Raw genomic sequence first — 26458 nt, 5'->3', positions numbered from 1 at the left:
GATCGGTTCTGATCAATAAGTGCCGCCATGTCGGTTGCGGGCCGATGTCGCAATAGAAAGCTGCACCAAGCGCCGGAAAGCCGCGCGATTGGATCGCCAGCCACGCGGCGAACACGGGGGAGCCGCCGGCTGCGCCGGACATTGGTTCTGCCTGCTCTCATGCTGGCCGCGCGCTTGAGCCTCACCGTCGCGAATAGGACGGGGAACCACCCTGCGCCAGCGGCGTGGCCGCCCTGGCGCGCCCGTCGGGAATTACGGTGACAGTGCAGGACTGTCACCGTAATTGCACCGCAATTCCTACAGCCTCGAATAACCTTCGATGCCCGTGATCCTATGCGGTTGAGGCGGTCGGGGGTGGTCGACCAGTGTTTACCGGGGGTTGAAAAAAATGTCGCCCCTCCTTCGAAAGAAGCATAACATTTGGAGCTGCTCTTTGTACCGCGCAAAGGGAGGATCAGTGAAATGTCAAAAGAGGAAACATTCTATCTCGAGGAATACAAGTCACTGAGGCAGGACATGATATCCAAACTCAAGGACCGGCTCGACTACAGTCGCTGGGGCGTCATCGGAATTGCCGCATTATACAGCTACTCCATTTCAAACCCTGGCTATCCGGTTCTTTTTTGGGTGCCTGTATTGTTCTCAATCTTGATGATCGCGCACTTGAACGAGGAACACAGGATGGTTCAAAAAATGAGCCAATACGTCGAGGAGCAAATCGAGCCTTGGATCGCCGGCGGAAAAGCTCCAGAGGGCTGGCAACAATTCCTCAAACGAGAAAAAACGCCACGATGGTGGTTATTATCGAAACGATTTCCATGGCATCTTTGGGACTGGTCGCCCGTGCCAATGTGGGTGGTATTGTTTTTTGGCACCTTTTTGGCTGCGATAGCCGTTACGAGGGGCCTAATTCCCTCCGTAAGTGTACCCAAGTGCTAACGCCTCATCTCTAATTACAGCAAGTAGCCCGCATGAGCGCAGCGATATGCGGGATAACCCCGGATGTCGCTGCGCATCCGGGCTACGCTTGCTAAGCAAACAGGGGCCGTTAAAGCGGCCCCCTGTTTACGTTGAACAATCGTCAGGCGATGGAGCCTGCACGAGTCAACACGCATAAAACGTCAAGACGCATCGCAAGGCGATCTGTAGACGAGCCGTCTGCAGCAGCGTCTTGGAATTCAGCCGCCCTTGGCTTTGCGGCCGCGCGCGCTCGGCTTTACCGGCACGCTCTGTCCATACTTAATCCACCAAGCCGTCAGGGCCTCCATCGTGGGTCCAAGCGCGAGTGCCTTTTGCGTCATCTCATACTCGACCCGCAGCGGCACTTCTGCGAACACGGTGCGCGAGACCAGACCGTCCGCTTCGAGCTCGCGGAGTTGTGCGGTCAGCATGTGCTGGGTGATGCCGGGGATCGCCTTTCGCAGCTCCCCGAAGCGGTAGACCCGCTGGTTGAGCAGCCACATGATCTCCAGCTTCCACTTGCCCGAGAGCAATGCGAACGCGCGCCGCATCTCCTCATGCATGTTGATTTCTTTATTGGCCATAGTCTGGTTTTCCATACTTGCTGCAAGTTATTCATCCTACTTGCGAGAAGCAATCTTATCCTACATTTTCGATGCACAAGGCGCGCAGTAAAGTGCGCATCCTGACAAACGAACAAGATGAAGGAGATTGCTGCTCAACAGCAATCAACGAGACCTCATGGCTGCAATTTACTCTTACTGGATCAGCACGGCGCTTCTGTCCCTGCTGTATCTGACTTCCGCTTACATGTGCGTCACCAAAGGAGATTGGGTCCGGCAGGCGCTCGAGGAGCTTGGCTACCCGACCTACCTCGTGCCGTTGATGATCGTCGTGAAAGTTTTGGGCCCGGCCGCAATTCTGTTGCGCTTCAATGTGACGCTCAGCGATCTCGCCTATGCGGGTATGTTCTATCACCTGCTGTTGGCCTTCTTGGCGCACGTTGCGGTCCGTAAGCCCAGCGCCGCCCTGCCAGCCGTCGTGGGTCTCGTACTATTGGCCGCCTCGTTCGTCACGCAAAACGCCGCTCGCGAGGTCCCGTCGCCCTATATGCAGGCGGCAACGTTCTGACCCGCCCGGCCATCATCAACTATGGAAAGAACATCAATATGAGCCGCATTAAAGGATGGCTGCCATCGTCACAGGTTCGCGGCGCGGGATTGCTTGCGCCACGGCAAAGCTGTTGCCGTTAGGTGCAACATGAAAGTGACCCTCTTTGGTGCTACCGGAACTACAGGTAGGTACTTGATCGATGAGGCTTTGAAACGCGGCATTGACGTTACGGTCTTTGCGCGGTCGAGCAGCCCCTTTGAAAACGCCAAGGTGAATATCGTTCGCGGTGAGCTTACCGATAGTGCTCTTCTGCGAGAAGCCATCAGCGGATCTGACGCCGTCTTGTCAGCGCTTGGGCCGACGAAGTTACGGCACTCGGAAGATTTGCCGATTACGAGGGCTACGGAAGCGATTATTTCAGCGATAAAGCAGACGCGGGTGCAACGCCTCATTGCCGTTTCTACCGGTACGGCTGCCGACCCCGGGGATCGATTTGACTGGAAAATCGGGCTCCCCGCGTTACTGATCAAGCATCTGATGCGCAACTGCTACAATGACATCCTTGGGCTCGCAAGAGTGATACGAGCTTCGGAATTGGAATGGACAATGGTGCGTGTGGCATTCTTGAAGAACCATCCCGCAACCGCTCACCTCAACGTAGGGCTATATGGCGTTTCCAGACATTCGCTGACCGTCAATCGCGAAAACGTTGCAAAGTTCATGTTCGATCAAATCACCGACCGTCGGTATATCCATCAAGCGCCAGGGATCAGTACGAAAGAAGTTTGACTTCTCGCGGACGCGTCGAAGCCACGGCTCCCCCTTGAACAGGCCAGATCGGCTATGTGGCCCAGGGAATCAATTGTTAGCTACTGAGAGGACTTAAAATCCGTCGCGCCTAACCTTCTTTCTCCGCCTTCGCCCGCATCTTCATCTCGCGGTACCTCGCCGCTCCGCCCTCTCGGTTGCTCTGCGGGCTGCGCTCCACGGCCATCGCGTCGTCGGGCACATCCTTGGTGATAACCGAGCCCGAACCGATATAGGCACATCCTTGGTGATAACCGAGCCCGAACCGATATAGGCGCCTTGCCGATTTTGACCGGCGCGACCAGTGAGGAGTTGGTGACGACGAACGCACCCTCGCCGATCAGCGTCTTGTGCTTGAAGAAGCCGTCGTAGTTGCAGGAGATGGTGCGTGCCGAGGTTGGAATTGGCGCCGACATGGGCGTCGCCGACATAGGAGAGGTGGTTGACCTTGATGCCTGCCTCCAATGTCGCGGTCTTGGTTTCGACGGAGTTGCCGATCCGAACGCCGTCGCCTGCCTAGCGAGGTGCCGGGCCGCAAGCGCATAGGGCCCGACGGACGCCTTGCCGATCGAAGTCTGCGCAGTGCCGTCTTCAAAGAAACAGTCGCGCTCTGCCCGCATGCAAGGTACGCCCGCCCGCAAGGTGCGACGGTTCGGTTCCAGCGGGACGAAAGTATGCGCCCGTACTCTTCCGGATAGACGGTTCCGAAATCCGCATCAAAATAGCCGCATTGCAGCGGCGCGGTATTAGTTTACCTAGTATTTGCGTAAAGCCCGGCAGTCCGAAATGGCTGCCGGGCTTTTGCGTGACTATCTGTCAGGCTTCTCCAGGGCCGCTTCCAATTCTGTGACGATGTCGTGCAGGAGCCCAATTGCAAGCGGGTCCGTAACTTCGCGCTCCATCACGCGGAAGCGCATCACCCGCTCTTGAAGTTCACGCTGTTCCCTGTCGTCGTCCATGTCGTCCATGACGCGCTCCGCACTGAAGGCATGACGCCGAACGAGACCGATGGTTGCAGGAACTTGAATAAATATTCATCAAGGTGGTTAAGGCGTTGCCTTCGGCGTCAACCGAAGTGGCCTAGTTTGTTTTGACGCGTTTTCTTCACGCGAACCGGGATCCACTTCGCTTGAAAACGCTCTCACAGGCGGTCGCAATTCAGCCGATGCCAGCCGGGTTGCAGGTCAAATACCGAACGAGTGCCTGATCTGCCTCAGCATCGATATGGCGGCATCGGTATACCGACCATGGGTGAGATAATGGTCTACCTGCGACGCACCAAACAGCATCAAGGCTGCGATTACAAAGCCTTTGAACATAGTGGGCCTCTCCAAAGGAAAGAGACCGCCAACCGGGCTGGTCGAGTTAAAGCCTTTCGGAATTCGCTGTCGCCGATCGCGACCGATCCGCAATGGCGGAATGCTGGCACCAATTGGTAGCCAAATTGCTAAATCGTGCTGCGATGGCTGCGGGTGTCTCCACAATTGACACTCCCCGTGTGGAGAGAGCCCGCACCCGGCGCTCCGCCATAGCCGAGGCTTTGCCTCGGCGTCTCAGAGGACGGCCACCGAAGGTGGCCTACGCCTCCCCCACAAGCGGGAGAGGTGAAGCAAGTCCGCGGCCAAATCGATCTAACCGAGAGTCATCAAGCTGTGGTCACGGCATTTTCGACCGAAAGGCGTATTGCCGATTGAGACAGTCTAAGCGGGAAAGCTTAACACGCCCTGCGCCTAACCCTCTTTCTTTGCCTTCGCCCGCAACTTCATCTCGCGGTAGCGCGCAGCACCACCCTCGCGGTTGCTTTGCGGGCTGCGCTCCACGGCCATCGCGTCGTCGGGAACGTCCTTGGTGATGACCGAGCCCGAGCCGATATAGGCGCCGTTGCCGATTTTCACCGGCGCCACTAGCGAGGAGTTGGTGCCGACGAACGCGCCCTCGCCGATCAGCGTCTTGTGCTTGAAGAAGCCGTCATAGTTGCAGGTGATGGTGCCGGCGCCGAGGTTGGAATTGGCGCCGACATGGGCGTCGCCGACATAGGAGAGGTGGTTGACCTTGACGCCGGCCTCCAGCGTCGCGGCCTTGGTCTCGACGAAGTTGCCGATCCGAACGCCGTCGCCGAGCGAAGTGCCCGGGCGCAAGCGCGCATAGGGACCGATGGAGGCGCGTCTGCCGATCGAGGCCTGCACGATGTGCGAGAACGAATGGATCACTGCGCCGTCGGCGATGGTGACGCCGGGGCCGATCACCACGAACGGCTCGATGGTGACGTCGCTGCCGAACTTGGTATCGGCGGCGAGATAAACCGTCTCCGGCGCGATCAGTGTCACGCCGGCATCGAGCGCCGCCTGGCGCAACCGCGCCTGCAGCACCGCTTCGGCCTCCGCAAGCTGCGCCTTGTTGTTGATGCCGCGCACTTCGTCCTCGCTGGTTTCGATCACGACGGCCTCCAATCCCATTTCCTTGACGATGGCGACGGCATCGACCAGATAATACTCGCCCTTGCTGTTGGCGTTACCGATCCGGTCGAGAATTTCCAGCGCGCGGCGGCCGTCGAACGCCATTACACCGGCATTGCACAGCGTGACTTTACGCTCATCTGCAGTCGCGTCGGCGTGTTCGCGGATCGCCATCAGACGGTCGCCATCGAGCAGCAACCGGCCGTAACCGGTCGGATCGGCGGCGCGGAAACCAAGCACGGCCAGCGCCGCGCCCTGCGCCAGCGGCGCGCGCAGCCGGGCGAAGGTTTCGGGCGAAATCAGCGGCGTATCGCCGAACGCCACCAGCAGATCGTCGGCGCCGCGCGCGATCGCCTCGCGGGCGGCCAAGACGGCATGCGCGGTGCCGAGGCGCTCGGCCTGAACGAAGGTCGCAGCGTCCGCGCGGACGCGCCCGACCTCCTCAGTGACCGCCTTGTGGTCCGGACCGATCACGACCGCGAGCGAAGCGCCCGCGCCGTGCGGGGCCGCATCCAGCACATGCGCCAGCAGCGACTGGCCGGCGACCTGGTGCAGCACCTTCGGCAGCGAAGATCGCATGCGTGTGCCCTCACCGGCCGCAAGCACGACTGTCAGGCTGGATCGAGCGATCATTCTGGTCCTCAGGCGAACAAGGTTGCGCGGTCCGTCTTTAATTGTTTTCCCCCGGAGATCAAACCGATTCGCCGCCCCGAAAACGTCCGGATTCAAGTGGGCGTCGCTTTTCCTGTTAATGTTTACCCTGTGATTCGGCGGGCCTCGAGGAGGGCCAGGGGCGCTTGGCCAAGAAACCAGACCATCTCGCAGACTTCGAGGCGGATGACAGCGGCGGCGTGCTGAGCAACCTGTTCGCCGACGAAGATGAACTCGACCGCCGCGCGCTGTGGCGGATCGGGTCCTGGGGTGTCGGCGCCACGGCTGCGGTGACTCTGGCCGTCATGGCCAACCAGTCATCCCTTGGATTGAAGCGCGAACAGGTCGCCGCCGCAGATCACACCCGGCAGGCGCAACAAATTCAGCTCCTAGCCAAGGAAACCCAGAAGGAAACCCAGATTGAGGCGCGGCGGCTCGCCGTCGCCATCGATACGCTGAACGGCGATCGCGACCGGCTGTATTCCCGTGTCACCAGCCTGGAACAGGGGCTCGAATCCGTCACCGGGGCTATCGCCCGCCAGGGTTCCGCGCAGGCTTCGCCGCCTGCCGCAAATGCAGAACCGCAAGCCGCCCATAGGCCGCCGTCGCCAAGCGTCGCGCCGGTAGCGACCGCCCCGGCCGCAGCGCCGGTCGCAGACAAGGCCACCGCCGAGCCTGCCCCGGCGACGGTTTCGCACGCGGCAAAGGATGCGGCGAAGACCGACGCAGCCAAAACAGAGAGCGCCAAGCTGGAAACGGCCAAGGCTGAGATGACAAAGGCTGAGATGGCAAAGGCCGACGCCGTCACGCTGGAGCCTGCCAAGCCGGAGCCTGCCAAGCCGGAGCCCGCGAAACCTTCGCCCGCCACGCCACTGATGGCCGCGCAGTCGATGATGGCTCCGCCCGACCCCGCCGCCGGCAAACTGATCGAACTGGGCAAAGGGCCGAACCCGGTGATCGCAAGCCCGATCCCCGATGTCGTGGCGTCGGCGCCGACCGATGCGGAGGCGGATGACGCCGCCGCGCCAAAAATATCCCTGCAGCGGACCGAGTTCGGGGTCGATCTCGGCAGCGCCAATTCGGTGAACGGCCTGCGCGCGTTGTGGCGCGGCCTGCTGAAATCCAGATCGAACGCGCCGCTGACGGCACTGCGCCCGATCATTGTCGTGAAGGAAAGTACCAACGGCCTCGGCATGCAGCTTCGCCTGGTCGCCGGTCCGCTGAACGACGCCGGTGCCGCCGCCAGGATCTGCGCCATTCTTGCCGAAAACAGCCGCCCCTGCGAGACCGCGATCTTCGATGGCCAGCGGTTGTCGTTGAACGATCCGCCGCCCACTGCCGCCAAGCCTGGCCCGCGCCGGCGCGTCATCGCCAAGCAGTCGGCGGCGACAGTCGTTGAGGAGGTGGCGAAGAAGCCGGAGCCGCCGCCGGAGCCAACGCAGACGACATTTTCGTCCATCTTCGGCAGGAAAAATTCACAATAAGCTTTTGGCTACAGAGCGTTATGACGAAATTCTGACGTGCATTTTCGCTAGCCTGCGAACGCTTGTCCCGGCCGCCAATCCCGACCATATTGCGCCGATGAAAAAATCCCCGTTCCGGCTCACGCCCTATCAAGTCCAGTTCCTGCTGGTGGTCGGCTTCGTCACCGTCGGCTACGCGCTCTATCTGCGCTACCTCACGGTCGAGTTCTCGACGGTCGCGCTGGCCTGCGACGCCGGCCTGCAGACCATGCAGTGCAAGTCGCGGACGCTCGCCACCTACCTGTTCAAGAATTCGGTATTCGGCATCACCGCGCTGATCATTGCGACGCTTCACGTCATGCGGCCGTCGATCGTGCTGCTGACCGGCGGCCTGATCGCGGCGGGATTCGGGATCGTGCTCTACAATATTGCGCTGTCGGGAATTGCGATCGGCCTGCTCATTTTGGGATTTGCACGGCCCGCGCCCGCCACAGCGTGAGCGCCAACAAGAGATAGATCGCGCAGGTCCACATCGCCTGCCAGTTCTGATTGCCCTCGTTGAAGCCGGTGAAGAGCGCGGCCGCGACCAGCAAGCCGGCAAAGGCGGATTCGGCAATCGGGCGAACGCCGTCTTTCGGCCGGTTCAGCAGCATCAGCGCCGCGAACGGCACCACCGCCATGGTCAGCGACGCGAACGGAAAATCGCGGTAGCGCGGATCGAACGTAAAGCCGAGCGCGGTTTGCGCCGCAATCAGCGTGGTGACGACAAGCGCAAGCCCCAGCAACGCCGATAGCACCGACTTGGTCCGGCCCTCGCGCGGCCCGAGCAATTCGAGGAAGGTCGGCAGCGACCGCCCCGACATCGCGGCGTTCGCACACAGCATCGGCGCGGCAATGGCGGCTGCCAGCAGCGCGCCCCATTGCAGCCAGCCGCCTGCCCCGTAGCTCTCGTAAAACATCTTGTCCGCGGCGACGCCGAGCAGCATGCCGGCGGTCGTCGCCGACGTCCCGACTGCGACCCACGAAGCCAGCCCGGGCTTCCACGGCCGCCGCCGCAGCGTCAACCAGCCCGCCAGGAAGACGAAAGCGCTGAGCGCCATCCCGCCTCCCATCTGCAGTTTCCAGAACGGATAATTGCTGATCGGCTCTCCAGGCGGATATTTCACCGCCCGCTGCGCGTCATTGATCATGCCCCAATAGCCGCCGACGGTGCCTTCGAGCTGACGCTTCCACGGCTGGTCGTAGGCCTCGATCAGATTGACCCGAAATTTTTCGCGCTTGGCGAGATCGAGGATTTCCGACACCACGCGCGCCTGGTTGGTGCGTGACGGCAGCGCGCCTTCGCGCATCCGCCCCGCGCTCGGCCAGCCGGTTTCGCCGATCAGGATTTCCTTGGCTGGAAATGCCACCGCCATCCGCTTGCGAATATCGTCGACATGGCCGGCGGCGTGTTTTGCACGCACCGGCATGTCTTCCCAGTACGGCAGGATGTGGATCGTGACGAAGTCGACCGCGTCGTAGATTTCGCGGTTGCGCAGCCAGAACTCCCAGACGTCGGCATAGGTGACGGGCACGGTGACCCGCGACTTGACCGAGCGGATGTGGGCGGCGAGATCCGATGTCGTCATCTCGCCGCGCAGCAGCACCTCGTTGCCGACCACCAGCGCCGTAATGACGTCCGGATGTTCCTTGGTCAGTTCGATCGCAACCGAAATCTGGGCAAGATTCTTGATTCGATTGCTCGAGAGCCAGATCCCCTGGATCACCTTCAGCCCGACCTTGGCGGCCAGCGCCGGAACCTGGTCGAGCCCATTCTCGATCGAATAGGTCCGCACGCAGTCGGTAATCTTGGCGAGCTGCGCCAGGTCCTGCGCGATCTGTTCAGGAGGGATCTGCGTGGTCGGGATCAGGGGTGTCTGCGCGCCGCGGAACGGCGCGTAGGAGACGCATTGCAGCTTGGCCGTGGGATCGATCGGCGCGCGCACAAGCGTAATCGGCGTGGCGAGCCACCACCAAAGAGCCGCGATCATAGCGAGCGATGAAAGGAGAAGCGCCAGCGGCGTACGAAGAGAAATCGGTTCCATCCTCCGGGCGGGGACCGTCGATTACCCGTTCATCGGCGTTCTGCCAAGATGCACGATCGCCCTATTCTGCCTCATCCCTGCGGCAGTTTTACCAGCGCCTATGATAAAGTTGTGACTTTGCTGGACAAAATCTGAAATACCCGTCATGTGAATCGCCGGATGTTTCCGCCGCATTGGGGACCTATTTGGGCGGCAACAAGCCAGAACACCACACCAGCCGCTCGCGGCAGGAAATTGATCGGGGAATGTATGCGTCGACGGGTGCTTGATCCAAGAGTTGCGGTTTTGAGGCGCTTTGCCGCTGCCGGCCTGGCCCTCCTGATCGGATCGGGCGGGGCGTTTGCCCAGAGCGGCAGCCCGACCCCGCAGGATCAAGGCAAGGCGCCGGCCAGTGCCGCCGACGCCAGCAAGGACAACCAGCGCAAGACCGACGAATTCGTCGAGGCAGCCCAGGCGATCAACGGCCCGGCCGGGAATCCCGAATGCGTCTGGCTCGGCCGCCGGGTGGTTCGCCTGATGTGGCGAGACGATCTGGATACCGCGTTCCGGCACCTCGATCTCTATGACCGGTTCGGCTGCCCCGGCGGGCATGTCCAGGCCACCTTCCGCTGCCTGACCCGCTTTGGCGGACAGATCGATCCCAAGGTGGCGGAGACGCTCGACAGCCGCATCCACGTCTGCTGGATCAATCCGGGCGCCCAGCCGCAGGCTGCCGCAGCAGCCAACCCGGCGCCTGCGACCGCCGGCAATGCGACGCCTGCGCCGGCCGCTTCGCCCTCGCCGGCCCCCAGCGCCGCGCCTAGCCCGCAGGCGAAATAGACGTCCGGCATTCAGGATACGTTCAGCGGAACGATCCTATTTATCCGGCGTTTGGATTCGTCACGCCCTTAAGGCGCCGTCCTTAAAAAAGTCATGGCGTCATACCAGTTGTGAAAACGCAGGGCAGGACTATCCTTATGATGCCGCCGTGTCGGTCGAACCTAGGGGACAGGTTCGCTTCCCATAAATTGCAGCCCCGTATGGTTTAGCCCCCGATGCGCGCCATCGTTGCCGTTCTGCTGTTTGTAACCGCAGCTCACGCCGGGCTGTGGGGCCTCTTCCAGGAAAAGCAATCGGCGCCCGATTTCAGGGGCATTTTGCCGAGCGTCTCGTACGCGCCGTTCGAGGGTTCGGCGCATCCCGACGTCGACAATATTCCGCAGATCGAAAAGATCCGCGCCGACCTGAAGAAGCTCTCGACGATCACGCGCGCGATTCGTCTCTACTCCTCGACCGGTGGCGTCGAACTGGTGCCGCCGATCGCTGCCGAATTCGGCCTGAAGGTCACCGTCGGCGCCTGGATCGACAAGAATTCCGATCGCAACAAGCGCGAGATCGAGGCGGCGATCAACCTCGCCAAGCGCAACAGCAACGTTAACGGAATCGTCGTCGGCAACGAAACGATTTTCCGCGGCGAGCAGAAGATCAACGACTTGGTCGACCTGATCAAGCAGGTCAAGAAATCCGTCAACGTTCCCGTGACGACCGGTGAGATCTGGAACATCTGGCGCGACAATCCGGAACTGGCGTCCTCTGTCGATTTCATCGCCGCGCACGTGCTGCCCTATTGGGAGAACTTCACCGACAAGCAAGCCGTCGATCAGGCGGTGGCCATGTTCCAGCTCTTGCGCGATCAGTTTCCCGGCAAACGGATCGTGATTGCCGAGTTCGGCTGGCCGAGCGCCGGATACAATTTGAGGAACGCCGAGCCCGGCCCGTTCGAACAGGCCTCGGTGCTGCGTAATTTCGTCACCCGCGCGGAAGCGATCGGCATCGACTACAACATCGTCGAGGCGATCGATCAGCCCTGGAAATTCTTCGAAGGCGGCGTCGGCCCCTATTGGGGCATCCTCGATGCCAATCGCGAACCGAAATTCGCGTGGACCGGTCCGATCGTGAACGAGAACTATTGGAAGCTCGCCGCGATCGCGCTGCTGATGGGCATCCTGATGTCGCTGCCGATCCTGCGGCTCGAGCAGCCGACAATCATGCAGGCGCTGCTGCTTTCAGCGGCAGCGAACGGCGTCGGCGCCTGGGTTTCCACCGTGTTCGCCTACTGGGCCGGGCATTATTTCGTGTTCGGCTCGGCCTTTGCGCTGACGCTTGGCCTGATCCTGCTGGTTCCGCTGATCCTGATCGCGATGGCGCGCATCGACGAAATCGCGGCGATTGCCTTCGGCCGCGGGCCGCGCCGGCTGATTACCAAGAGCGCGCCGCTAGCGCCCGCCACCATCGGCGAGAGCGTCGCCTTCCCGAAGGTTTCGATTCACATCCCCGCTTACTACGAGCCGGTCGAGATGCTGAAGCAGACGCTGGATGCGGTGTCGCGGCTCGACTATCCGAATTTCGAATGCGTCTGCATCATCAACAACACGCCCGACCCGGAATTCTGGCGGCCGATCCAGGATCACTGCCGTGCGCTCGGCGAACGCTTCAAGTTCATCAATGCCGAGAAGGTGCAGGGCTTCAAGGCCGGCGCGCTTCGCATCGCCATGGAGCGCACCGCGGCGGATGCCGAGATCATCGGCATCATCGACGCCGACTATGTCGTGCATCCGGACTGGCTGAAGGATCTCGTGCCGGTGTTCGCCGACGCGCGCGTCGGCCTGGTGCAGGCGCCGCAGGAGCACCGCGACGGCGACCGCTCGCTGATGCACTACATCATGAACGGCGAATATGCCGGGTTCTTCGACATCGGCATGGTTCAGCGCAACGAGTTCAACTCGATCATCGTGCACGGCACGATGTGCCTGATCCGCCGTTCCGCGATGGACATGGCCGGAGGCTGGTCCAGCGACACCATCTGCGAGGATACCGATCTCGGCCTGACCATCCAGCAGCAGGGCTGGCTGACGCATTACACCAATGTCCGCTATGGCGAGGGCCTCCTGCCCGACACCTATGAGGCGTTCAAGAAGCAGCGGCATCGCTGGGCCTATGGCGGCTTCCAGATCGTCAAGAAGCACTGGCGGCGTTTCCTGCCCGGCGCCAGCCGGCTGACGCCGGACCAGCGCCGCGAATTCTCGCTGGGCTGGCTGAACTGGCTAGGGGCCGAAAGCTTGGGCGTCGTCGTGGCGATCCTCAACCTGATCTGGGTGCCGATCGTGGCGTTTGCCGACATCGCCATTCCCGACAAGATCCTGACGCTGCCGATCATCGCCTCCTTCGCAGTCTCGCTGATCCATTTCGTCGCGCTCTACCGCTTGCGGGTGAAGATCAAGGCCGGCCAGATGCTGGGCGCCATGATAGCGGCGATGAGCGTACAGTGGACGGTGTCGCGCGCGGTGGCCCAGGGCCTGATCACCGAGCACCTCGCCTTTGCCCGCACCTCCAAGGGCGGTCTGTCGCGGATGTCGATCGAATTCCAGGCGTTCTGGGAGGCCGTGATCGGCGTGCTGCTGCTGATCGGCGCCGCCGTTCTGGTCGTCACCAACGGCTACAAGGAAGTGCGCGAGATCTATATCTTCGCGGGCGTGCTGGTGCTGCAAAGCCTGCCGTTCCTCGCGGCGGTCGCGATCGCGCTTTTGGAAAACTCCCGTATCAATTCCTTCGCTTTCTGGCGTAACAGCGCGGTGCGGACGGCGGAACTGATCGGGCTGCGCCCGGTCACCCTGCCGACGGTCAACACCCAGTCCCAGCCGGTCGCCTCCGAGATTCGCCGGGAGGTCAACTAACCGCCGTGGATCGATTGGCGACGGGTGGTTGAAGAAGCCGAACTAACCTTTAGCTACCTAAAGAGAATTGGGATCAAGCAGACCACGAATTTGCCGTGCTTGTGCTATTGACCCGCAGGGGCCCGCCCCCTACACAGCGCGGCGAGTGAGCGCGTAGCTCAGGCGGTAGAGCACGTGACTTTTAATCATGGGGTCGAGGGTTCGAGTCCCTCCGCGCTCACCAATAGAATCAAATACTTGTAGGTCATTTCACACCTCTGCTTTCGGACATCAGCAAGCGCGGAGGTCGTGCTGCCCCGTTTTGGGTGGTTAGCCGACCCGTACGGCTTGTTCAGGAAGCAATCGCGATTGCCCAGCGCCTTCTCTGCGTACTGATCGATCGCGACTGTGATCGCCTGGACGTGTTGATAGCGTAACCTTCACGCGCAGCCCGCTGGCGCAGTTCGGCCAGCGCTCTGAGCCATGGAGAGCTGTCGCCTTTCTCGTCGGACCACTGCAGCGGCTCCGGCATCACCAACTCCGGCCGCCGAGCACGCGCCCTTTTGTTGGACCGCCCTGCCCTGCTTTGAGCAGATCCCACTCGGTGCACAGCCCCTCGATCTTCGCCAGCATCCTCGTGAGCAGCAGCTCGGCCGATGCAGTGGAAATGCCGGCACGCTGAAGCTGCAGGATCTCCTTACGCTGTCTTCCGACCTGGACCTGCATGTGGTCGATTTCGGCTCGGTAAAAGTCGATACCGGGCATGCTACATCCCCTGAACTGCCAGATTTTCCCGACAAGAACAACACATGAACATTTAAGCAAGCCATTAGTAACGGTGGTCTGTCAGAGCACCGCCCCAAACAATTGAAAGAAGTCATTTCCGTGCCTTGGTCCGCCTCGTTTGAGGATCCAATACCGCTCCCGGATGGCCGGCGCCTCCTCACCTTGAAAGAAGCCGCCAGCTACATCACGAAGCTATCGAAGGCTGAGCACTCCGCGCCAGAATGGCAGGCCGCCATGGAGGCGCTGATCCTCGTTGCAGAGAACGGCGGCCACGATGCTGGCCCGGATCGGCGTCATGCGGGCGTTGAACCGTCACGTCGAGCGGGTTTTTAATCCCGATCGCAAAACTCATCATTGGGGCAAGCGCAAGCTGAAGAGAGACCAATGACCGTTTTTGTCTACGTCAATACCAGCAAGCAGGTGGAGATCCCGAGCACATCAAGGGGTTTGCCAATGTGGACGCCGCAGAAAGGTGGTTTGAGGAAAACGATCCTGAAGGCGTAGCCTTTGAGTATGAGGTCTTGGAGTAAACCGCTGCCTTCCAATTACAACTAGCGGAGAGCGAAATGGCTGAGAGAATAGACGTTGAGGTTACCGGCAAATCGCAGTTTGAAGTCGCCCACGACATGGCGAGGTTCATTCTAATTAATATGGAAGGGCGTCAGGTGAAGCGCATAAAGCGGCAAGAGTTCTTGCATTTGGTGGCTGACTGCATCGAGGCCTTGCGCGGCATCAAGGTCAGGGAGATTGTCAGCTAAAAAGTAAGGCACTCCTGCAGGCTCCAGCCTCCACTTGTCCGCACAAGCAATCAAGTTGGTGACAAGGTTTGCGAGCGAGGACGCCCCGGAAAAATGGTTCGAGATTACCGGCATGTGGCGTCACTTCGTTGCCAGCGGTGATCAGGACCTTTTTGCGGTCGTAAGCCCGCACGCGCGAATTGATCAGCGACCGGCCGACCGCACCCGGTGAAGGAAGCCTGCGCATCTGCGCCAGCAAAGCCGGCGTCACACCGTATGGGTGACTGGCATGGTTTCTGCTGCCTAGGTGCCGCTGGGGATTTAAGCGACCCAGTTTAGGACGGAAACGCCGCCGGGCATGTATTTTGATACCGGCGGCGTCCTTTTCCAAGACAACAGGCCACGAAACCTTTTCCAAAACTGACGAAAAACTGAAACAAAGCCGGCCTACCATCCACCGTACAAAATACGGTGCCAGCAAGGGGACGTACGGCACGCGATTCGAGGCCGGCCTCCCATTATTGCCGATATAGTTTGTTGATGGGCAGGAGTATTTCAATGGGACAGTCATTTAAAAAGGCAGAGCACCTTCTTTTGCAGATCTCGACCGATCTTCAAAACCGGATGGCCGAGATCCGGACACTCAGAGAGGCAATACGGATTGTGGAGGCGATACGGCACCAAGAGCCTATCGCCCCTGCAGTCGTCGCGCATCCCCGAGCAACGAGCTGCGCGGCAAACTGAGCGCACCAGGAACTGCGAGACTTCGCCGGCCCGGCATCGCTCGACGCCATATTGAGTGCCTGCAACTTGCGCTCGAGCTCGGTCTTTCTTAGCCTCAGCTTCGCGCTGAGGACATGTTGCACGGCGCAAACAGCTCATCGATCCGTCAAGGCGCTCTTCATGACGCGCCCACGATAATGAGCCATATCGACTCAAGCTGTTTTGAAGGACAGCGAATTCATAGAGATTGACGTACGAGATTGACGGTACCGAACTCGGCAAACCGGCCGACTATTCCATCCCCTCAAGCTCGCGAACGTCCCATAGTGAAACTGCCAGGATAATGAGCGATGGCGTCCACGCGAGCATGGCTCCAAATGCTATCGCTTGCAAAGTGGTCATGGATCGTTCCCCAAACTCCAACCCGCGACCATTAGTGTTGACAGCTCGAATTTTGATTTGTCGATGACGATATGAAGGCATTTTATGTGATGCGAACAGTTGCCCGCTTGGTCTGACTTTCCTGGTACAATTGTGCGTGCGATGCAGCGCGAACAGAAAATCCCCTTCGGCGACGTGCGCGAAAGCGGCGCCACCAAGATACTTGTGCATTGCATCTGTGGTCGCGCCATCCAGATGGAAACCGGCCGCATGAGTTTTGCGGGCGCGTGAGGTGCTCACGGCGCGTTTGAGAGCAAGTCTGCCCAGGCTTTGGCGACCTTCTGTTCTCCCGATGAGCCGAAATGGCAATCGTCGTATCGATCCAAATCGTCAAGCAGGGCGTCTGAATTAACTCCGCTTCTCAGATTGGCACCGGGCTCAGGGAGCGCCAGTTGAGCGCGCGCGACGGCGTTGTCGGGAGAGTGGGAGCGCGTTCCTCCATTTGTTGCTCCCAAGCACTTTGTCGCTATGCCAATGTATACCGGCGCCGCTACGTTATAAGATCTCAACGAGTTAACCAGCGACAAGAAGCGGTCGCGGTAGTCCTTCTCGCTCGTTCCCTTCACGTAGTCGATCTCACCTTGCACCCAGAGTACGTGCGTCACAAGATACCCTTGCCGCTGCAGATGGCTCGCGGTGTCGGTCATGATTGCGTTCAAATCGCCGCCCGGCCCCCAACGAGAGACCTCAGAGCCGCTTATGGACACGGGAGCCAGTACGACTTGGTCGAACGATCCGCGTTCCAGCAGAGGATTGCCGAGCTGGGTCCAATACTCACCGCCGATGCCGTCGGATCCCAGCAGGGGCGACGCGGCGACATAGCATCGTCCATCGAAAAAATTCACAACCTTCTCTCCGTGTTCCGAGCGGAACCGTTGCCCCCCGTGATTTCCAGCGTTGGACTGCCCGATCAGCAGCAGAACGGCTGTACGGCTCGTCTGCTCCGGGCAGGTGACAGCTTTCTTCTGATCGCCCGAAACGAGCCGTCCCGTTTGATCAAACGTGTAGAGGTCTTCAGGAGCCGTCCTGCCCGCGACGCCAGCCTTCAGCGCCTGCAAAAACGGAAACGGAAATAATTGCTGGCGAGCGCTATACGCTCCAAACAAGTACGTCGCGGTCAGGACAAGAATTGCTAACAAAAGCCTCACGGGCGACATCTGCATTCAGAACACCTGAAAATTTGGCTCAGCGTTTTGGGCAATTAGCGCAAAGATTGATGGCGCGAAAAGGACCTTGGCCAGCGGTGCGTTATTCTGACGCCCGAGCGGGACACCACAGTTGCGGCCGTCATTTTGCTCTTCGCGTGACTTTGAGCCACCTCCAGCTGGTGCCCTCACGGGCGCGCATATCAATCTCCGGTCAAGCGCTTTGCCAGCGGCCTCTGCTACTCGCGCTGCGCCGGTCTCGATATCGTTCGCGCAGCGGCAGAGCGCCCCGACTGGCATAGTCGATGCAGATGAGGCTCCCATGATCAAGGGGAGCAAAGGCCGCGCCTGATCACCATCCTGTTGACCGGGAAGGAGGCCTTTCGCTGGCGCCGGAACTGCGAAGGGTCAGGACTCCTTCCGTAGTTCTCCGGCCGTGAACATAGTTCCGCCTTCCCGGTTGCGTTAATTGCGCCGGTACAGTTCCGGGTGAATTAGAAAAAGACGACGTGACGTGTAGTTGAATGCTCATCCCTTGGAAGCTTCGTAGGCTCAAAACCGTCCCGTCGAAATGTTAGTTCGTCGTAGCGCAGATGCGCGGTGGCGGGTGCCATTGCATTTGACACGGAGTACCAAAATGGTTTCCACGCCGGACAACAAGTTCGTGGAAGGGCAGATCGAGAGTTGTCTTTCGAACCTGCTAAGCGAAGCCGGAGTGCATCCTTCGGCCCCGCCGACCACCATGAAGACGTCTCGCGCCCCGCGGGCAACGATTCATCGATCGGCGGGTTGGCGCTATGTGGTTTTCGTCGGCTCTCTCGTGACAGCATCCGTTGGTGGCGCTACTTGGTGGTTGTCCTCCTCCGCTCATACAGCGATGATCGCCCCCTCGGATCCAGCACCTCTGTCAGAGGCCGCGCCGGGAGCCGTCAAAGACGCAGCGCCGACTGCCGTCGCCATGTCTTCCGACTTGGCGCAGCAACTCCAACCGATGACGCGCGATCTCGCTGCCTTGAGGCAAGCGGTAGAACAGCTCAATGTTAGGCAAGAACAACTGGTCCGCGACAATGAAAATGTCGCGAGCCAACTCAAGGCGAGCCATCAAGAAATGGCACGCAACAACAGTATCATCGAGCAGGTCAAAGCGACCCAGATCCAGATGGCGCGCGAAAGCCAAACGCTCACCGAGCGGCTCAACGCAAGCCAGGAACAACTCGCCCTCGTCATCGCCAACGCTTCTGAGCCAACGGTGATGCCTGCAGAGCCAAAGGTAAGCCCCGAACAGCCAAGGGCAATGCCCGAGATACCACTGCCGCGTCCGCGGCAGTCGGCCAATGTCGCCCAGGCGCAAAAGCCGTCGCCAACCGCAGCCCGACCGCAAGCCCAAAAACAGCAATCGCCATTAGCATGGCCGTGGTCAGTGCGCTAATGCCGTCTACCTTCCTTTCTGCGACGTGATGAGAGGTAGCGCAGCATTGCAGTTGTTCGCATGACATTGGCATCTCCCGTCCAGCGCGTGATTGCGCCGGCAGATGCAAGAGCCTGGGTCGACAATCCATGAAGTGCGTTTCGCGCTGAACTGACTGGGTGTGACAGGCACGAAGATAGCCGGCCTTTATGCAGGAGCGCGAACCGGGGCCGCGGGAATTCACAGAGATTGACGTACGAGATTGACGGTACCGAACTCGGCAAACCGGCCGACTATTCCATCCCCTCAAGCTCGCGAACGTCCCATAGTGAAACTGCCAGGATAATGAGCGATGGCGTCCACGCGAGCATTGGCTCCAAATGCTATCGCTTGCAAAGTGGTCATGGATCTTTCCCAAATTTCCACTCACCAACTAACATCAGGAAACTAATTTTAACCTTCAGTTTGACCAGAACATCAGTTTGACCAGAAGTTGCCAACACCAAGCCTTTTCTGCGCGAAGAGTTCCCCGCCTGGTGTGACTTTTCGGGAACAATTGTGTGTGCGATGCAGTGCTCCCAAACAAGCGTGGCGCCGACGTCAGGCCGCCCTTCGATCACGCTGGGGTGTCAAATTTCCTCCAAGTGTCGCCCAACGGGCAGACAGTGATTTGAATTAAATATTATTATCATCTCAAATTAAATCAGGATAACTCTCATCTAAATTGCCGGTTCGGAGGCAGTCATGGATGACCGCGAGCAACAAGAGACCGAAGACCGCCGGAAATTTCTGATTTCGGCTGGCAGGTTTGCAGCCGTAACACCCCCAGCAATAACGCTGCTGCTATCGACCTCTCTCACCTCCGATGCGGTCGCGCATTCTGGCGCGAACGGCCATTGGGGGCCGAAAGGCAACAACGGCAACGGCAACGGCGGCGGCGACGGCAGCCCAAACGGCAAGCCTGACAAGTATCGCTAGGTAGCGAGTATCGACCGCCGATATCAGACGACTTTTTGAGCCAACCAGTTCTGGGGACCAGCTGCCCAACCCCAACCCGGAAGAAGGCAGCCCCGGCTTCTTCCGCAGCGCTGGTGCCGTTTTCTTTAGATGCATACAAGGTCTGCGGCCATCAAGCTGTGGAGAGACCATTGACCGTTTTTGTCTACGTCAACACGACCAAGCAGGTTGGCAACCCAGAGCACGTCAAGGTCTTCACCACCACCGTCGCGGAAAGCTGGTTCGAGGAAAATGATCCCGAAGGCGTGGCCTTCGAGTATGAGGTTCTGGAGTGAACAGCATCTGCAGCAGGTTCCGCAAGCAGCCCCTGTCCACGTCAGGATAAATAGGCAACGACTTAGGAACTTATCATCGCGAGAGTGGTATCCTTCGATCACTGGGTGCAGGGTGAGCGTAGGAGGGGCTGATGAGGGCTAAAGTCCAAATTCCAAGCTACTACCTGTATCAATTAGACAAAGATAACACTGAGATACTCCGAAAGTTTGCGGAGCTCGCGACTCTGCGGGAACTGGTTCGACAAAAAGAGGCAGCCCTGCGCGCGGAGCGAGCGTATCGCGAAAGATCGACGACTATGTTGCCGATTAAGGCCGGCGATCCTTCCCGCCGTCACTATCGGACGGCTGGTTGAGTTGACGTATTCGATCTTCCAGCAGCTTCTTCCTGGCGGTCAATTTTTCACGAAGAACTGACTGCATCAGTTGGTGAAGCTCGAACAGTTCTTCAATCGACATTGACTCCCACTCACTAGGCATGACGCGTCTCCGCGATCACGAAAAGCAATTGATTGTTGCTCACGATGTCGAAACTTCAGAGATATGGGAGGGAGGCTCAGTCGCAACGCACAGAAAGTATTAAATTAGGATCTACGGTTCGAGAACCTGACCGCGCGCCCTAAGCTGGCAAACGTGAAGAAAAATGGCCCTGGCGCGGGGATCGCGCCAGGGCCATCGGAGTACTCCCATTCCAGTCAGCCAGACAGCGTAGTGGGTACCCGTCTGGCGCTCCCAAATATACGGGAAAATCTGGCAATGTCTGCCGAATAGTCAACGAGCGGTGAACATGAGGGCGGACAATGAAACTAGTTCCGCCGCTTGTAGCTTGGGTGGAAGGCGCCAAATGATCGCCTAGGAACCACTCGGTTGCCCCGCAAGTTTCTACCACGTGTCAACTTGTTTGACTTTGCACAGGGGCGTTTGATGAAGGAGCTCTCTGCGCTCGAGTTGGCCATAGCGTCAAGCCTAATGGCCGGCGCCATGCAAGCGGCAATGCTTCAGTCGATGGTCCGCAATAATCTCATTACCGCCGAGGAAGGCCATGAGATCTACGAGCAGGCACTTTTGATGCTTGAGACTAACCAGACCGTGACTTCCTCGCCAGACGTGTTCGAGGCCGCTCGCGAACTGATCGAGCAACATCTTCGGAGTCCATAGACCAATCGGCCGCCTATTCGGAAAGTTATTGGTCTACCGCAAGGCGGATCCGACACATGGTCGCCTATTGCTCGTCCTCGGCCACACCCCACAATCGGCAACTTCACCTGCAGAACCGTCGTCGTCACGGACTTCGATTGCCATTTGGTGCCCCGCCCCGGCGTCGTTCTTTCTGATCGCGTCCCGTGCCATGTCGGCTAGTGAGCGGGCGGCCTCTTCCTGCACCCGCTCACTGCCAAGAAGTTCCAGTCCTTCGTCGTCGGGGGCGAGATCGTCGCCCTCTCTCAAGTCAAAGTGGTAGCGCGGCGTCGGCACCGCCTCCGCCCCAAAGGTAGAACTGGAAAATCGGAAGTTGTTCACGCGCACAAGCACGCGGCGAAAAAGAACGAGGCCCCGGGGATGCCTAGGAGTTCCAGTTGCCCTCAGGATAAGGCCCTGGATCACCGATACTTTTTCGTCTTTGCCGTTCGTAGCCGTTGTTGCCCCTTGGCCCGCCACCCGTATGCGCGATTGCATCCGAGGTCAGAGCAGTTGAAAGCAGCAGCGTAATTGCGGGGGCGTCACGGCTGCAAACGACCAGCTGAGATTAGGAACTGGCGCCGGTCTTCGATCTGCTCGCGATCGTCATCGCGAGCGCTCTCTTTTCGGAATGAAAATATTAATTCCACCATTTAAGGGGCAGCAATATGAAAGGGAGCTGTTTAATCATATTATATGACGCTTCGGAACCATGTTTATTTGGGCGTCCAGCCATTTCGAGCCGCCATACATGCTTTCGCTCATATTTGTCCAGCCATGTGTAACAAAGCGGGCAGACCTTCACGCGCCCACGGGAATAACCTGCAAGGTTCTGAGTGGTGCGTTGGTGAGAGGATTAAAAGATGAATCAGTTTATTTTATCTGAGCAGCGTCTCTCGCAAATAGACCTCGATCTTTCCCACCGCATGGCCGAACTTCAAAAGCTCAGAGAAGCGGTCCGTCTTGCAGAGGCGCTGCAAGCGTCAACGGCGCAAAGGCGCCCCCGACCTTCACCGAGCGACACCGCTTCTTACACCGAATCTCGATTGGCGGTTTAGTTAGATCGACGGCTTCACCCGCCGAGTGGGCTTCGCGCTTGCTAAATCGCTCCGCGGCTGGTTGAACTGATGAAATCGATCTTCTAGCGCTGCCCTTTTGGCGAGCAGTTCTTCGCGGAAAAACTGACTGCATCGGTTGGTGCAGCTCGAACATTTTTTCAATCGACATTGACTCCCACTCACTCCGCATGACGCACCCTGGCGATCATGAAACCATTTGAATTATTGCTCGCGAAGAAACTTCAGAGAAGAGATATGGGAGAGAGGCTCAGTCTCAATGCACTGAAGAAAACGATCCTGACCGCGTAGCCCGTCATAAGAGCTGTCTGTGGTGAATAAAAATGGTCCCAGCGCAGGGTCAGGCCATACAAAGTATTCCCCCACTTTCAAACAACCAGACAGGGTAGCGGGTACCCCGTCTTACGCTCTCATACAGGCGGACAATCTGGCAATATCTGTCGAATGGTCAACAGAGCGGTGAACAACGCAATTGAGCGCCATCCTCTGAACAGGACTGCGGCAGCGCTCCGCATTCGCGCGCCCTCAGCCGTCGCGGGCATCCGCGCCGCATTATACGATGCCACGTGTGAATCGGCGCGCTCTGCCCACACCAATCGGTGTCCAAGGTTGACCCCTGCGCGTTGCACCTAACCATCTGAAGCATTGTCGAAATAAGACTCTGACCAGGGTCACGGTCGGACGCCGAAAGGGTCAATATTCGAAGTCCAGACACAGGAAAGCAACCTGCGACCCCGTGGCTGTTCGCCAAGCGGAACAGTTCGGCATCGGAGGCGTTTTTTTCGCGCTGGAGAAACGTCGTTGGGGACGCATGTGCTGATGCGAAACGACCGCGCTGCGTTTACGCTTAAGTGTCCCGCGTGCAGTCGGGCGACGCCACATCGGTTTCTTTACGTCAAGAACGGTTGCGACATCTTTCAATGTCGGGACTGTGGACTGGGACGCACCGAGGCATCGAGCTTCGATCCCCTCGCCTATTATGACGACGGCTACTTTTCCGGCCGTCAGTCCGACGGCTACGCCGATTATCGCGGCGCCGAACCCGTGCTACGGCGCGAGTTCGCCCGCACGGTCGAGTTCATCCAGCACCGCAAGCCACGGGGCCGCCTGCTCGAGATCGGTTGCGCCTACGGCTTCTTTCTCGATGAAGCTCGCCGCGCGGGATTTGAGGTGCGCGGCATCGAGCCGGCGGGCCAGGCTGCTGCCCATGCTGGCGATCTCGGCTTGAACGTCATCTGCGGCCTGCTGAACGAAGCGACTCTCGAGTCGCTTGGCACCCTGGATGTTATCGTCCTCCTCGACGTCATTGAGCATCTGCCCGATCCGCAGGAAGCCCTCGCCCTACTCGCGGACCATCTCCGGCCGGACGGAATCATCGTGCTGACGACCGGAGACTTCGGTTCCTTGGCGGCGCGGTCGACCGGCGCGCACTGGCGCCTGATGACGCCTCCCCAGCACCTGTGGTTCTTCAATCGCGCCAGCATCGCGTCTCTGGCCCATTCGGTCGGCCTTCGCGTCGAGAGTTCCGATTACCCCTGGAAATTCGTGCCGTTCTCGCTGATCGCCTTCCAGGTCGGTCGCATGCTCGGTCGCAAGTTCGCGGCCAGCCCGACCGGCAACCGGTTCGCCATTCCGGTGAACCTGTTTGACGCGATGCGCGTGGTCTTGAGCAAGGCGCCACCATGACCGGCCGGATTCGCAATCCCTGGGTCGTTGTTGCGGCGTACAATGAAGCGCCGGTGGTTGGCAGCGTCGTGTCCGGTATTCGCCGCGCCGGATACGCGGTCGTCGTGGTCGATGATGGCTCCAGTGACCGGACCGGCGACGTCGCGTTGCTCGCAGGCGCGGTCGTCGTCCGGCATCCGGTCAACCTCGGACAGGGCGCCGCGCTGCAGACCGGTATCGACTACGCCCTCGAGCAGCGTGCGGATGCGCTCGTCACGTTCGACGCCGACGGCCAGCATTCCCCCGTGGCCATCGCGGCGCTGCTCGCGGCGATCGAGCAGCCCGGCATCGATTTCGCGCTCGGCAGCCGCTTTCTCGCCGGCGCGACGGCAAATCTGCCGGTGTCGCGCCGTATCCTGCTCAGCACCGCGCTTTGGTTCACGCGCGCGAGCACCGGACTGCCGGTCACCGATACCCACAACGGCCTACGGGCGATGACCGCGCGCGGCGCCCGCGCGATCTCCTTGCGACAGAACCGAATGGCGCACGCGTCCGAGATCCTGCACCAGATCGCGCAGAGCCGCCTGCGCTTTGTCGAGGTGCCGGTGAACATCGAGTACAGCGCCTATTCGCTGGCCAAGGGTCAACGCATCACCGATGCGCTGGCCATCCTGATCGATCTGTTTGCGCGGAGGCTCTACCGATGATCGCGCAGCTATTGTTGACCGCCTTTCTGGCGTTGGTTCTGGTCTACGCCTGGTCGGAGCATCGGACAGTGCCGATCATCGGCCCGCTCGCGAGCGGCGCCGCGCTCGCCGGCCTCTACTTCGTCTGGGTGCCGGAGCATGCCACCGCGCTTGCGGCCTTCGTGGGAATCGGCCGCGGCTCCGACCTCATCGTCTACACCTGGGTCGTGATCAGCCTGCTCATCATGCTCAACTTGCATCTCAAGTTGCGGCTCCAGCTCGATATGATCACGCGTCTGGCGCGCGCCGTCGCGATCAATCGCGCCAAGGAGAGCCGGCGTGAGGCAGGCCCGCCGCGAAAACGGCGGCCGGTCATGTTGGGCCGAAAGGCCGAGGCGCCCCCGATCGAATTGCAGGCGAAGAAATAGATCCCATTGTCAAGTCACGCCCGGAGTTGGCGTCACTCGCCGAGCCCGCGATTGGCGTAGATCCGGGCGAACGGGCGGCCAAATCGTGTGACCTCATCAACCAGTACGGCCGACGTGCCGTCGGCACAAGGCCAGCGCTCGGTGGCGATCAGGTAGTCCGCCTTGTGCAGATCGGTTTCGGCAATCCAGTTGCGACGGAACATCACGCCGGCCAGTTGCTCGCGCCAGCCCAGGCAGACCAGCACGCGCGGTGGATCGCCCGCGAACCGGCCTTCGGCGTCAATTCGACCCTCGAGGCGGCGCAGCGCCTCGGGAGCCGCCATGCCCCAATAGTCGAGGTCGAATCGGCCGTAAGCGCCGGCGACGCCGCCTGCCACACTGTTCATCGCGATATATTCGAGCGGATGCAGGATGACGAGCGTCACCACGATGACGGCCGTGTGCGCGACCCCGAGGGCCGCGGGCACAATCGGGCGGCGTCGCAAGAAGGGCAAAAGGCTCGTCAGCCCGCGCGCGGCCACGATGGCGAGCATTGGGATCACGAACAATATGTGGCGGACACCGTCATAGAGCGTCGAGCCCTGCAGGATGAGCACCCCGATGGGCCCGAACGCCGCCACGCTGACGACCAGCACCGCGCGCGATCCTGCGAGCTCGGCCGCGACCGGTCGCAATCCCACGACGCCGGACCGACGCAGGGCGCCGAGGGCGGCGCCCGTCCACGACCCTGCAGCACTGATCCAGACCGCCATGCCGAGCAACAGCAGCGCCAAAAAACCCTCGGGCAAACGCGCCAGAAGCTGTCCGGGGATGTACCAGGCGGGCAGCTTATCGGTGAACGTGCGCTGGCCCCAGTTCTGGAATTCGAACGAGGTGTCGAGCGGAGCAAAGTGCCGATAGGCCTCGAGGAATTGTGTGAGCGGATGTCCAATCTGCAACCACGGCCAGAGCGCGATCGCCGTCAGCCAGGCGACGAGGATGGCGAGCAGCGTATGCAAGGCGATCTGGCGCAATTGGCCATAGCCCGCGCGGCCATGGCGCAGCAGCGCCTCGAGCGCGCACAGGCTCATGCCGCCGACGAGGTAGGCGTGCGTGATCACCCCGCCGGTGCGCGTCGCGATGGCAAGGCCAGTGGCAAGGCCGGTCGCAAGGGTCAGACGCCAGCTCGGCACCTCCTGCCGCACCATCAGGACGATCGCGAGCGTCGACCAGCTCATGGCGAACAGGAACGGCACGTCGATGGGGGCAAAGAACAGGTTGCCGTACAGGTAGCCGGTCAGCAAGCACAGGGTTAGCGCCGTCAACCCAGCCCAATGCCCGACCGTGAGCCGTGCCATCGGCACGACGGCGGCGAGCCCAGCGAGGCCAAACAGGAAGGTCATGGCGTGCCGGACCGTGATCGGGCTCGCGAGGTCAAGCGACTGCACGGCCGCGACGAGCATCTGAAACCACGGTCCATACATCCACAGATACTCTTCGACCGTCTCGAACTGAGACCGGTCCGCAAAGCCGCTCGTGTACCAGGCAAGCGCCTTGGGGCCGTAATCGTCGGTGTTGAATTCGTCGGTCGACAGCCCGTAATCCGCGGCGGTCGCAAGCCCGATGACCAAGGCCACGCTCAGCACAAGGAGCACGAGAAACGTCTCGGCATGGCGAGCAGCAAATGCGAGGC

Annotated in this window: 26 protein-coding genes, 1 tRNA gene and 1 pseudogene; 18 read left to right on the top strand and 10 right to left on the bottom strand. The window is 60.2% G+C overall.

What is annotated here, in order from left to right:
- Window positions 1–462: 462 nt before the first annotated feature.
- Window positions 463–939 (top strand): hypothetical protein, encoded by a 477-nt coding sequence (locus tag V1278_RS21970; protein WP_334362752.1) that lies wholly within the window; start codon window positions 463–465, stop codon window positions 937–939.
- Window positions 940–1178: 239 nt separating this feature from the next.
- Here V1278_RS21970 and V1278_RS21965 read toward each other — a convergent pair whose 3' ends face one another.
- A complete protein-coding gene (locus V1278_RS21965) occupies window positions 1179–1559 on the bottom strand; it encodes a winged helix-turn-helix transcriptional regulator (protein ID WP_334382172.1) in 381 nt (126 codons plus the stop codon).
- 142 nt (window positions 1560–1701) lie between these two features.
- Between V1278_RS21965 and V1278_RS21960 the strand changes: the two genes are divergently transcribed.
- Both V1278_RS21960 and V1278_RS21955 read left to right on the top strand, forming a co-directional pair.
- Window positions 1702–2091, top strand: a complete 390-nt coding sequence (locus V1278_RS21960; RefSeq protein ID WP_334382171.1) for a DoxX family protein — start codon at window positions 1702–1704, stop codon at window positions 2089–2091.
- A 129-nt stretch (window positions 2092–2220) separates the two neighbouring features.
- Complete coding sequence (locus V1278_RS21955; protein ID WP_334382170.1) at window positions 2221–2862, top strand: NAD(P)-dependent oxidoreductase; 642 nt, start codon at window positions 2221–2223, stop codon at window positions 2860–2862.
- Between the two features lie 109 nt (window positions 2863–2971).
- Here the strand turns inward: V1278_RS21955 and glmU (V1278_RS21950) are convergent.
- From glmU (V1278_RS21950) to glmU (V1278_RS21940), 3 genes and pseudogenes are all read right to left on the bottom strand, one after another.
- Window positions 2972–3458: pseudogene (gene glmU / locus V1278_RS21950) on the bottom strand (bifunctional UDP-N-acetylglucosamine diphosphorylase/glucosamine-1-phosphate N-acetyltransferase GlmU); the annotation flags it as partial.
- A gap of 231 nt (window positions 3459–3689) precedes the next feature.
- On the bottom strand, window positions 3690–3848 hold the full coding sequence (locus V1278_RS21945; RefSeq protein ID WP_334362756.1) for a hypothetical protein: 159 nt from the start codon (window positions 3846–3848) through the stop codon (window positions 3690–3692).
- Between the two features lie 762 nt (window positions 3849–4610).
- Window positions 4611–5969: a bifunctional UDP-N-acetylglucosamine diphosphorylase/glucosamine-1-phosphate N-acetyltransferase GlmU gene (glmU, locus tag V1278_RS21940; RefSeq protein ID WP_334382169.1), complete on the bottom strand. Its 1359-nt coding sequence runs from the start codon at window positions 5967–5969 to the stop codon at window positions 4611–4613.
- A gap of 164 nt (window positions 5970–6133) precedes the next feature.
- On the opposite strand from glmU (V1278_RS21940), the gene V1278_RS21935 reads away from it, so the two are divergent.
- Together V1278_RS21935 and V1278_RS21930 are read left to right on the top strand one after the other, a co-directional pair.
- Window positions 6134–7471, top strand: a complete 1338-nt coding sequence (locus tag V1278_RS21935) for a hypothetical protein (RefSeq protein WP_334382168.1) — start codon at window positions 6134–6136, stop codon at window positions 7469–7471.
- A 97-nt stretch (window positions 7472–7568) separates the two neighbouring features.
- Complete coding sequence (locus tag V1278_RS21930) at window positions 7569–7949, top strand: hypothetical protein (RefSeq protein ID WP_028346004.1); 381 nt, start codon at window positions 7569–7571, stop codon at window positions 7947–7949.
- On the opposite strand, the gene V1278_RS21925 is transcribed toward V1278_RS21930, so the two are convergent.
- The gene (locus V1278_RS21925; RefSeq protein WP_334382167.1) at window positions 7909–9534 is read right to left on the bottom strand and encodes a glycoside hydrolase family 17 protein; all 1626 of its coding nucleotides are present in this window, start codon (window positions 9532–9534) and stop codon (window positions 7909–7911) included. The two genes, V1278_RS21930 and V1278_RS21925, sit on opposite strands and share 41 nt — an antisense overlap.
- A gap of 249 nt (window positions 9535–9783) precedes the next feature.
- On the opposite strand from V1278_RS21925, the gene V1278_RS21920 reads away from it, so the two are divergent.
- From V1278_RS21920 to V1278_RS21910, 3 genes are all read left to right on the top strand, one after another.
- Window positions 9784–10353, top strand: coding sequence for a beta-1-3, beta-1-6-glucan biosynthesis protein (locus tag V1278_RS21920; protein ID WP_334362761.1), 570 nt, complete (start codon window positions 9784–9786; stop codon window positions 10351–10353).
- Between the two features lie 215 nt (window positions 10354–10568).
- Entirely contained in the window at window positions 10569–13247 is a 2679-nt protein-coding gene (locus tag V1278_RS21915; RefSeq protein ID WP_334382166.1) for a glycosyltransferase, read from the top strand.
- Between the two features lie 147 nt (window positions 13248–13394).
- Window positions 13395–13470 (top strand) — tRNA-Lys (locus tag V1278_RS21910).
- 287 nt (window positions 13471–13757) lie between these two features.
- On the opposite strand, the gene V1278_RS21905 is transcribed toward V1278_RS21910, so the two are convergent.
- Complete coding sequence (locus V1278_RS21905) at window positions 13758–13991, bottom strand: hypothetical protein (RefSeq protein ID WP_334382165.1); 234 nt, start codon at window positions 13989–13991, stop codon at window positions 13758–13760.
- Window positions 13992–14578: 587 nt separating this feature from the next.
- Here V1278_RS21905 and V1278_RS21900 point away from each other — a divergent pair.
- Entirely contained in the window at window positions 14579–14770 is a 192-nt protein-coding gene (locus V1278_RS21900; protein ID WP_156908450.1) for a hypothetical protein, read from the top strand.
- Window positions 14771–16015: 1245 nt separating this feature from the next.
- Complete coding sequence (locus V1278_RS21895) at window positions 16016–16144, top strand: hypothetical protein (protein WP_334382164.1); 129 nt, start codon at window positions 16016–16018, stop codon at window positions 16142–16144.
- Window positions 16145–16149: 5 nt separating this feature from the next.
- Here V1278_RS21895 and V1278_RS21890 read toward each other — a convergent pair whose 3' ends face one another.
- Window positions 16150–17076 (bottom strand): sialate O-acetylesterase, encoded by a 927-nt coding sequence (locus V1278_RS21890; RefSeq protein ID WP_334382163.1) that lies wholly within the window; start codon window positions 17074–17076, stop codon window positions 16150–16152.
- Between the two features lie 619 nt (window positions 17077–17695).
- Here V1278_RS21890 and V1278_RS21885 point away from each other — a divergent pair.
- The 3 genes from V1278_RS21885 (at window position 17696) to V1278_RS21875 (ending at window position 19758) form a co-directional block, all read left to right on the top strand.
- Window positions 17696–18487 (top strand): hypothetical protein, encoded by a 792-nt coding sequence (locus V1278_RS21885; protein ID WP_334382162.1) that lies wholly within the window; start codon window positions 17696–17698, stop codon window positions 18485–18487.
- Between the two features lie 723 nt (window positions 18488–19210).
- Window positions 19211–19444 (top strand): hypothetical protein, encoded by a 234-nt coding sequence (locus tag V1278_RS21880; protein WP_334362769.1) that lies wholly within the window; start codon window positions 19211–19213, stop codon window positions 19442–19444.
- A 170-nt stretch (window positions 19445–19614) separates the two neighbouring features.
- The gene (locus V1278_RS21875; RefSeq protein WP_334362770.1) at window positions 19615–19758 is read left to right on the top strand and encodes a hypothetical protein; all 144 of its coding nucleotides are present in this window, start codon (window positions 19615–19617) and stop codon (window positions 19756–19758) included.
- 306 nt (window positions 19759–20064) lie between these two features.
- Here the strand turns inward: V1278_RS21875 and V1278_RS21870 are convergent, their stop codons facing one another.
- The gene (locus V1278_RS21870; protein WP_334362771.1) at window positions 20065–20235 is read right to left on the bottom strand and encodes a hypothetical protein; all 171 of its coding nucleotides are present in this window, start codon (window positions 20233–20235) and stop codon (window positions 20065–20067) included.
- Window positions 20236–20679: 444 nt separating this feature from the next.
- Between V1278_RS21870 and V1278_RS21865 the strand changes: the two genes are divergently transcribed.
- The gene (locus V1278_RS21865) at window positions 20680–20913 is read left to right on the top strand and encodes a hypothetical protein (RefSeq protein ID WP_334382161.1); all 234 of its coding nucleotides are present in this window, start codon (window positions 20680–20682) and stop codon (window positions 20911–20913) included.
- A gap of 33 nt (window positions 20914–20946) precedes the next feature.
- On the opposite strand, the gene V1278_RS37010 is transcribed toward V1278_RS21865, so the two are convergent.
- Complete coding sequence (locus V1278_RS37010; protein WP_442893748.1) at window positions 20947–21429, bottom strand: DUF6894 family protein; 483 nt, start codon at window positions 21427–21429, stop codon at window positions 20947–20949.
- A 365-nt stretch (window positions 21430–21794) separates the two neighbouring features.
- Here V1278_RS37010 and V1278_RS21860 point away from each other — a divergent pair, with 365 nt between their 5' ends.
- The 4 genes from V1278_RS21860 to V1278_RS21845 all read left to right on the top strand — a co-directional run bounded on the left by V1278_RS21860 (window position 21795) and on the right by V1278_RS21845 (window position 24786).
- Complete coding sequence (locus tag V1278_RS21860; RefSeq protein WP_334362773.1) at window positions 21795–21989, top strand: hypothetical protein; 195 nt, start codon at window positions 21795–21797, stop codon at window positions 21987–21989.
- Between the two features lie 837 nt (window positions 21990–22826).
- Window positions 22827–23693 carry a class I SAM-dependent methyltransferase gene (locus tag V1278_RS21855; protein WP_334382160.1) on the top strand — a complete coding sequence of 289 codons (867 nt, stop codon included), beginning with the start codon at window positions 22827–22829 and terminating at the stop codon, window positions 23691–23693.
- A complete protein-coding gene (locus tag V1278_RS21850) occupies window positions 23690–24379 on the top strand; it encodes a glycosyltransferase family 2 protein (protein ID WP_334382159.1) in 690 nt (229 codons plus the stop codon). The genes V1278_RS21855 and V1278_RS21850 overlap by 4 nt, the downstream gene beginning before the upstream one ends.
- Window positions 24376–24786 carry a DUF2304 domain-containing protein gene (locus tag V1278_RS21845; RefSeq protein ID WP_334382158.1) on the top strand — a complete coding sequence of 137 codons (411 nt, stop codon included), beginning with the start codon at window positions 24376–24378 and terminating at the stop codon, window positions 24784–24786. The genes V1278_RS21850 and V1278_RS21845 overlap by 4 nt, the downstream gene beginning before the upstream one ends.
- 32 nt (window positions 24787–24818) lie before the next feature.
- On the opposite strand, the gene V1278_RS21840 is transcribed toward V1278_RS21845, so the two are convergent.
- A complete protein-coding gene (locus tag V1278_RS21840) occupies window positions 24819–26420 on the bottom strand; it encodes a hypothetical protein (protein WP_334382157.1) in 1602 nt (533 codons plus the stop codon).
- Window positions 26421–26458 lie beyond the last annotated feature (38 nt).

It is taken from the genome of Bradyrhizobium sp. AZCC 1577, from assembly GCF_036924575.1.
Classification (GTDB): Bacteria; Pseudomonadota; Alphaproteobacteria; order Rhizobiales; family Xanthobacteraceae; genus Bradyrhizobium.
The sequence above is the reverse complement of the archived record's forward strand: the minus strand, read 5'-3'. Positions and strand labels throughout refer to the sequence as shown.

What these genes read in the sequence shown, in the direction of transcription:
- V1278_RS21970 (WP_334362752.1), top strand. Translation starts at nt 463, where the DNA reads ATGTCAAAAGAGGAAACATTCTATCTCGAGGAATACAAGTCACTGAGG.
- V1278_RS21965 (WP_334382172.1), bottom strand. Translation starts at nt 1,559, where the DNA reads ATGGAAAACCAGACTATGGCCAATAAAGAAATCAACATGCATGAGGAG.
- V1278_RS21960 (WP_334382171.1), top strand. Translation starts at nt 1,702, where the DNA reads ATGGCTGCAATTTACTCTTACTGGATCAGCACGGCGCTTCTGTCCCTG.
- V1278_RS21955 (WP_334382170.1), top strand. Translation starts at nt 2,221, where the DNA reads ATGAAAGTGACCCTCTTTGGTGCTACCGGAACTACAGGTAGGTACTTG.
- V1278_RS21945 (WP_334362756.1), bottom strand. Translation starts at nt 3,848, where the DNA reads ATGGACGACATGGACGACGACAGGGAACAGCGTGAACTTCAAGAGCGG.
- glmU (WP_334382169.1), bottom strand. Translation starts at nt 5,969, where the DNA reads ATGATCGCTCGATCCAGCCTGACAGTCGTGCTTGCGGCCGGTGAGGGC.
- V1278_RS21930 (WP_028346004.1), top strand. Translation starts at nt 7,569, where the DNA reads ATGAAAAAATCCCCGTTCCGGCTCACGCCCTATCAAGTCCAGTTCCTG.
- V1278_RS21925 (WP_334382167.1), bottom strand. Translation starts at nt 9,534, where the DNA reads ATGGAACCGATTTCTCTTCGTACGCCGCTGGCGCTTCTCCTTTCATCG.
- V1278_RS21920 (WP_334362761.1), top strand. Translation starts at nt 9,784, where the DNA reads ATGCGTCGACGGGTGCTTGATCCAAGAGTTGCGGTTTTGAGGCGCTTT.
- V1278_RS21915 (WP_334382166.1), top strand. Translation starts at nt 10,569, where the DNA reads ATGCGCGCCATCGTTGCCGTTCTGCTGTTTGTAACCGCAGCTCACGCC.
- V1278_RS21905 (WP_334382165.1), bottom strand. Translation starts at nt 13,991, where the DNA reads ATGCCCGGTATCGACTTTTACCGAGCCGAAATCGACCACATGCAGGTC.
- V1278_RS21900 (WP_156908450.1), top strand. Translation starts at nt 14,579, where the DNA reads ATGGCTGAGAGAATAGACGTTGAGGTTACCGGCAAATCGCAGTTTGAA.
- V1278_RS21895 (WP_334382164.1), top strand. Translation starts at nt 16,016, where the DNA reads ATGCAGCGCGAACAGAAAATCCCCTTCGGCGACGTGCGCGAAAGCGGC.
- V1278_RS21890 (WP_334382163.1), bottom strand. Translation starts at nt 17,076, where the DNA reads ATGCAGATGTCGCCCGTGAGGCTTTTGTTAGCAATTCTTGTCCTGACC.
- V1278_RS21885 (WP_334382162.1), top strand. Translation starts at nt 17,696, where the DNA reads ATGGTTTCCACGCCGGACAACAAGTTCGTGGAAGGGCAGATCGAGAGT.
- V1278_RS21880 (WP_334362769.1), top strand. Translation starts at nt 19,211, where the DNA reads ATGGATGACCGCGAGCAACAAGAGACCGAAGACCGCCGGAAATTTCTG.
- V1278_RS21870 (WP_334362771.1), bottom strand. Translation starts at nt 20,235, where the DNA reads ATGCCTAGTGAGTGGGAGTCAATGTCGATTGAAGAACTGTTCGAGCTT.
- V1278_RS21865 (WP_334382161.1), top strand. Translation starts at nt 20,680, where the DNA reads ATGAAGGAGCTCTCTGCGCTCGAGTTGGCCATAGCGTCAAGCCTAATG.
- V1278_RS37010 (WP_442893748.1), bottom strand. Translation starts at nt 21,429, where the DNA reads ATGCAATCGCGCATACGGGTGGCGGGCCAAGGGGCAACAACGGCTACG.
- V1278_RS21860 (WP_334362773.1), top strand. Translation starts at nt 21,795, where the DNA reads ATGAATCAGTTTATTTTATCTGAGCAGCGTCTCTCGCAAATAGACCTC.
- V1278_RS21855 (WP_334382160.1), top strand. Translation starts at nt 22,827, where the DNA reads ATGCGAAACGACCGCGCTGCGTTTACGCTTAAGTGTCCCGCGTGCAGT.
- V1278_RS21850 (WP_334382159.1), top strand. Translation starts at nt 23,690, where the DNA reads ATGACCGGCCGGATTCGCAATCCCTGGGTCGTTGTTGCGGCGTACAAT.
- V1278_RS21845 (WP_334382158.1), top strand. Translation starts at nt 24,376, where the DNA reads ATGATCGCGCAGCTATTGTTGACCGCCTTTCTGGCGTTGGTTCTGGTC.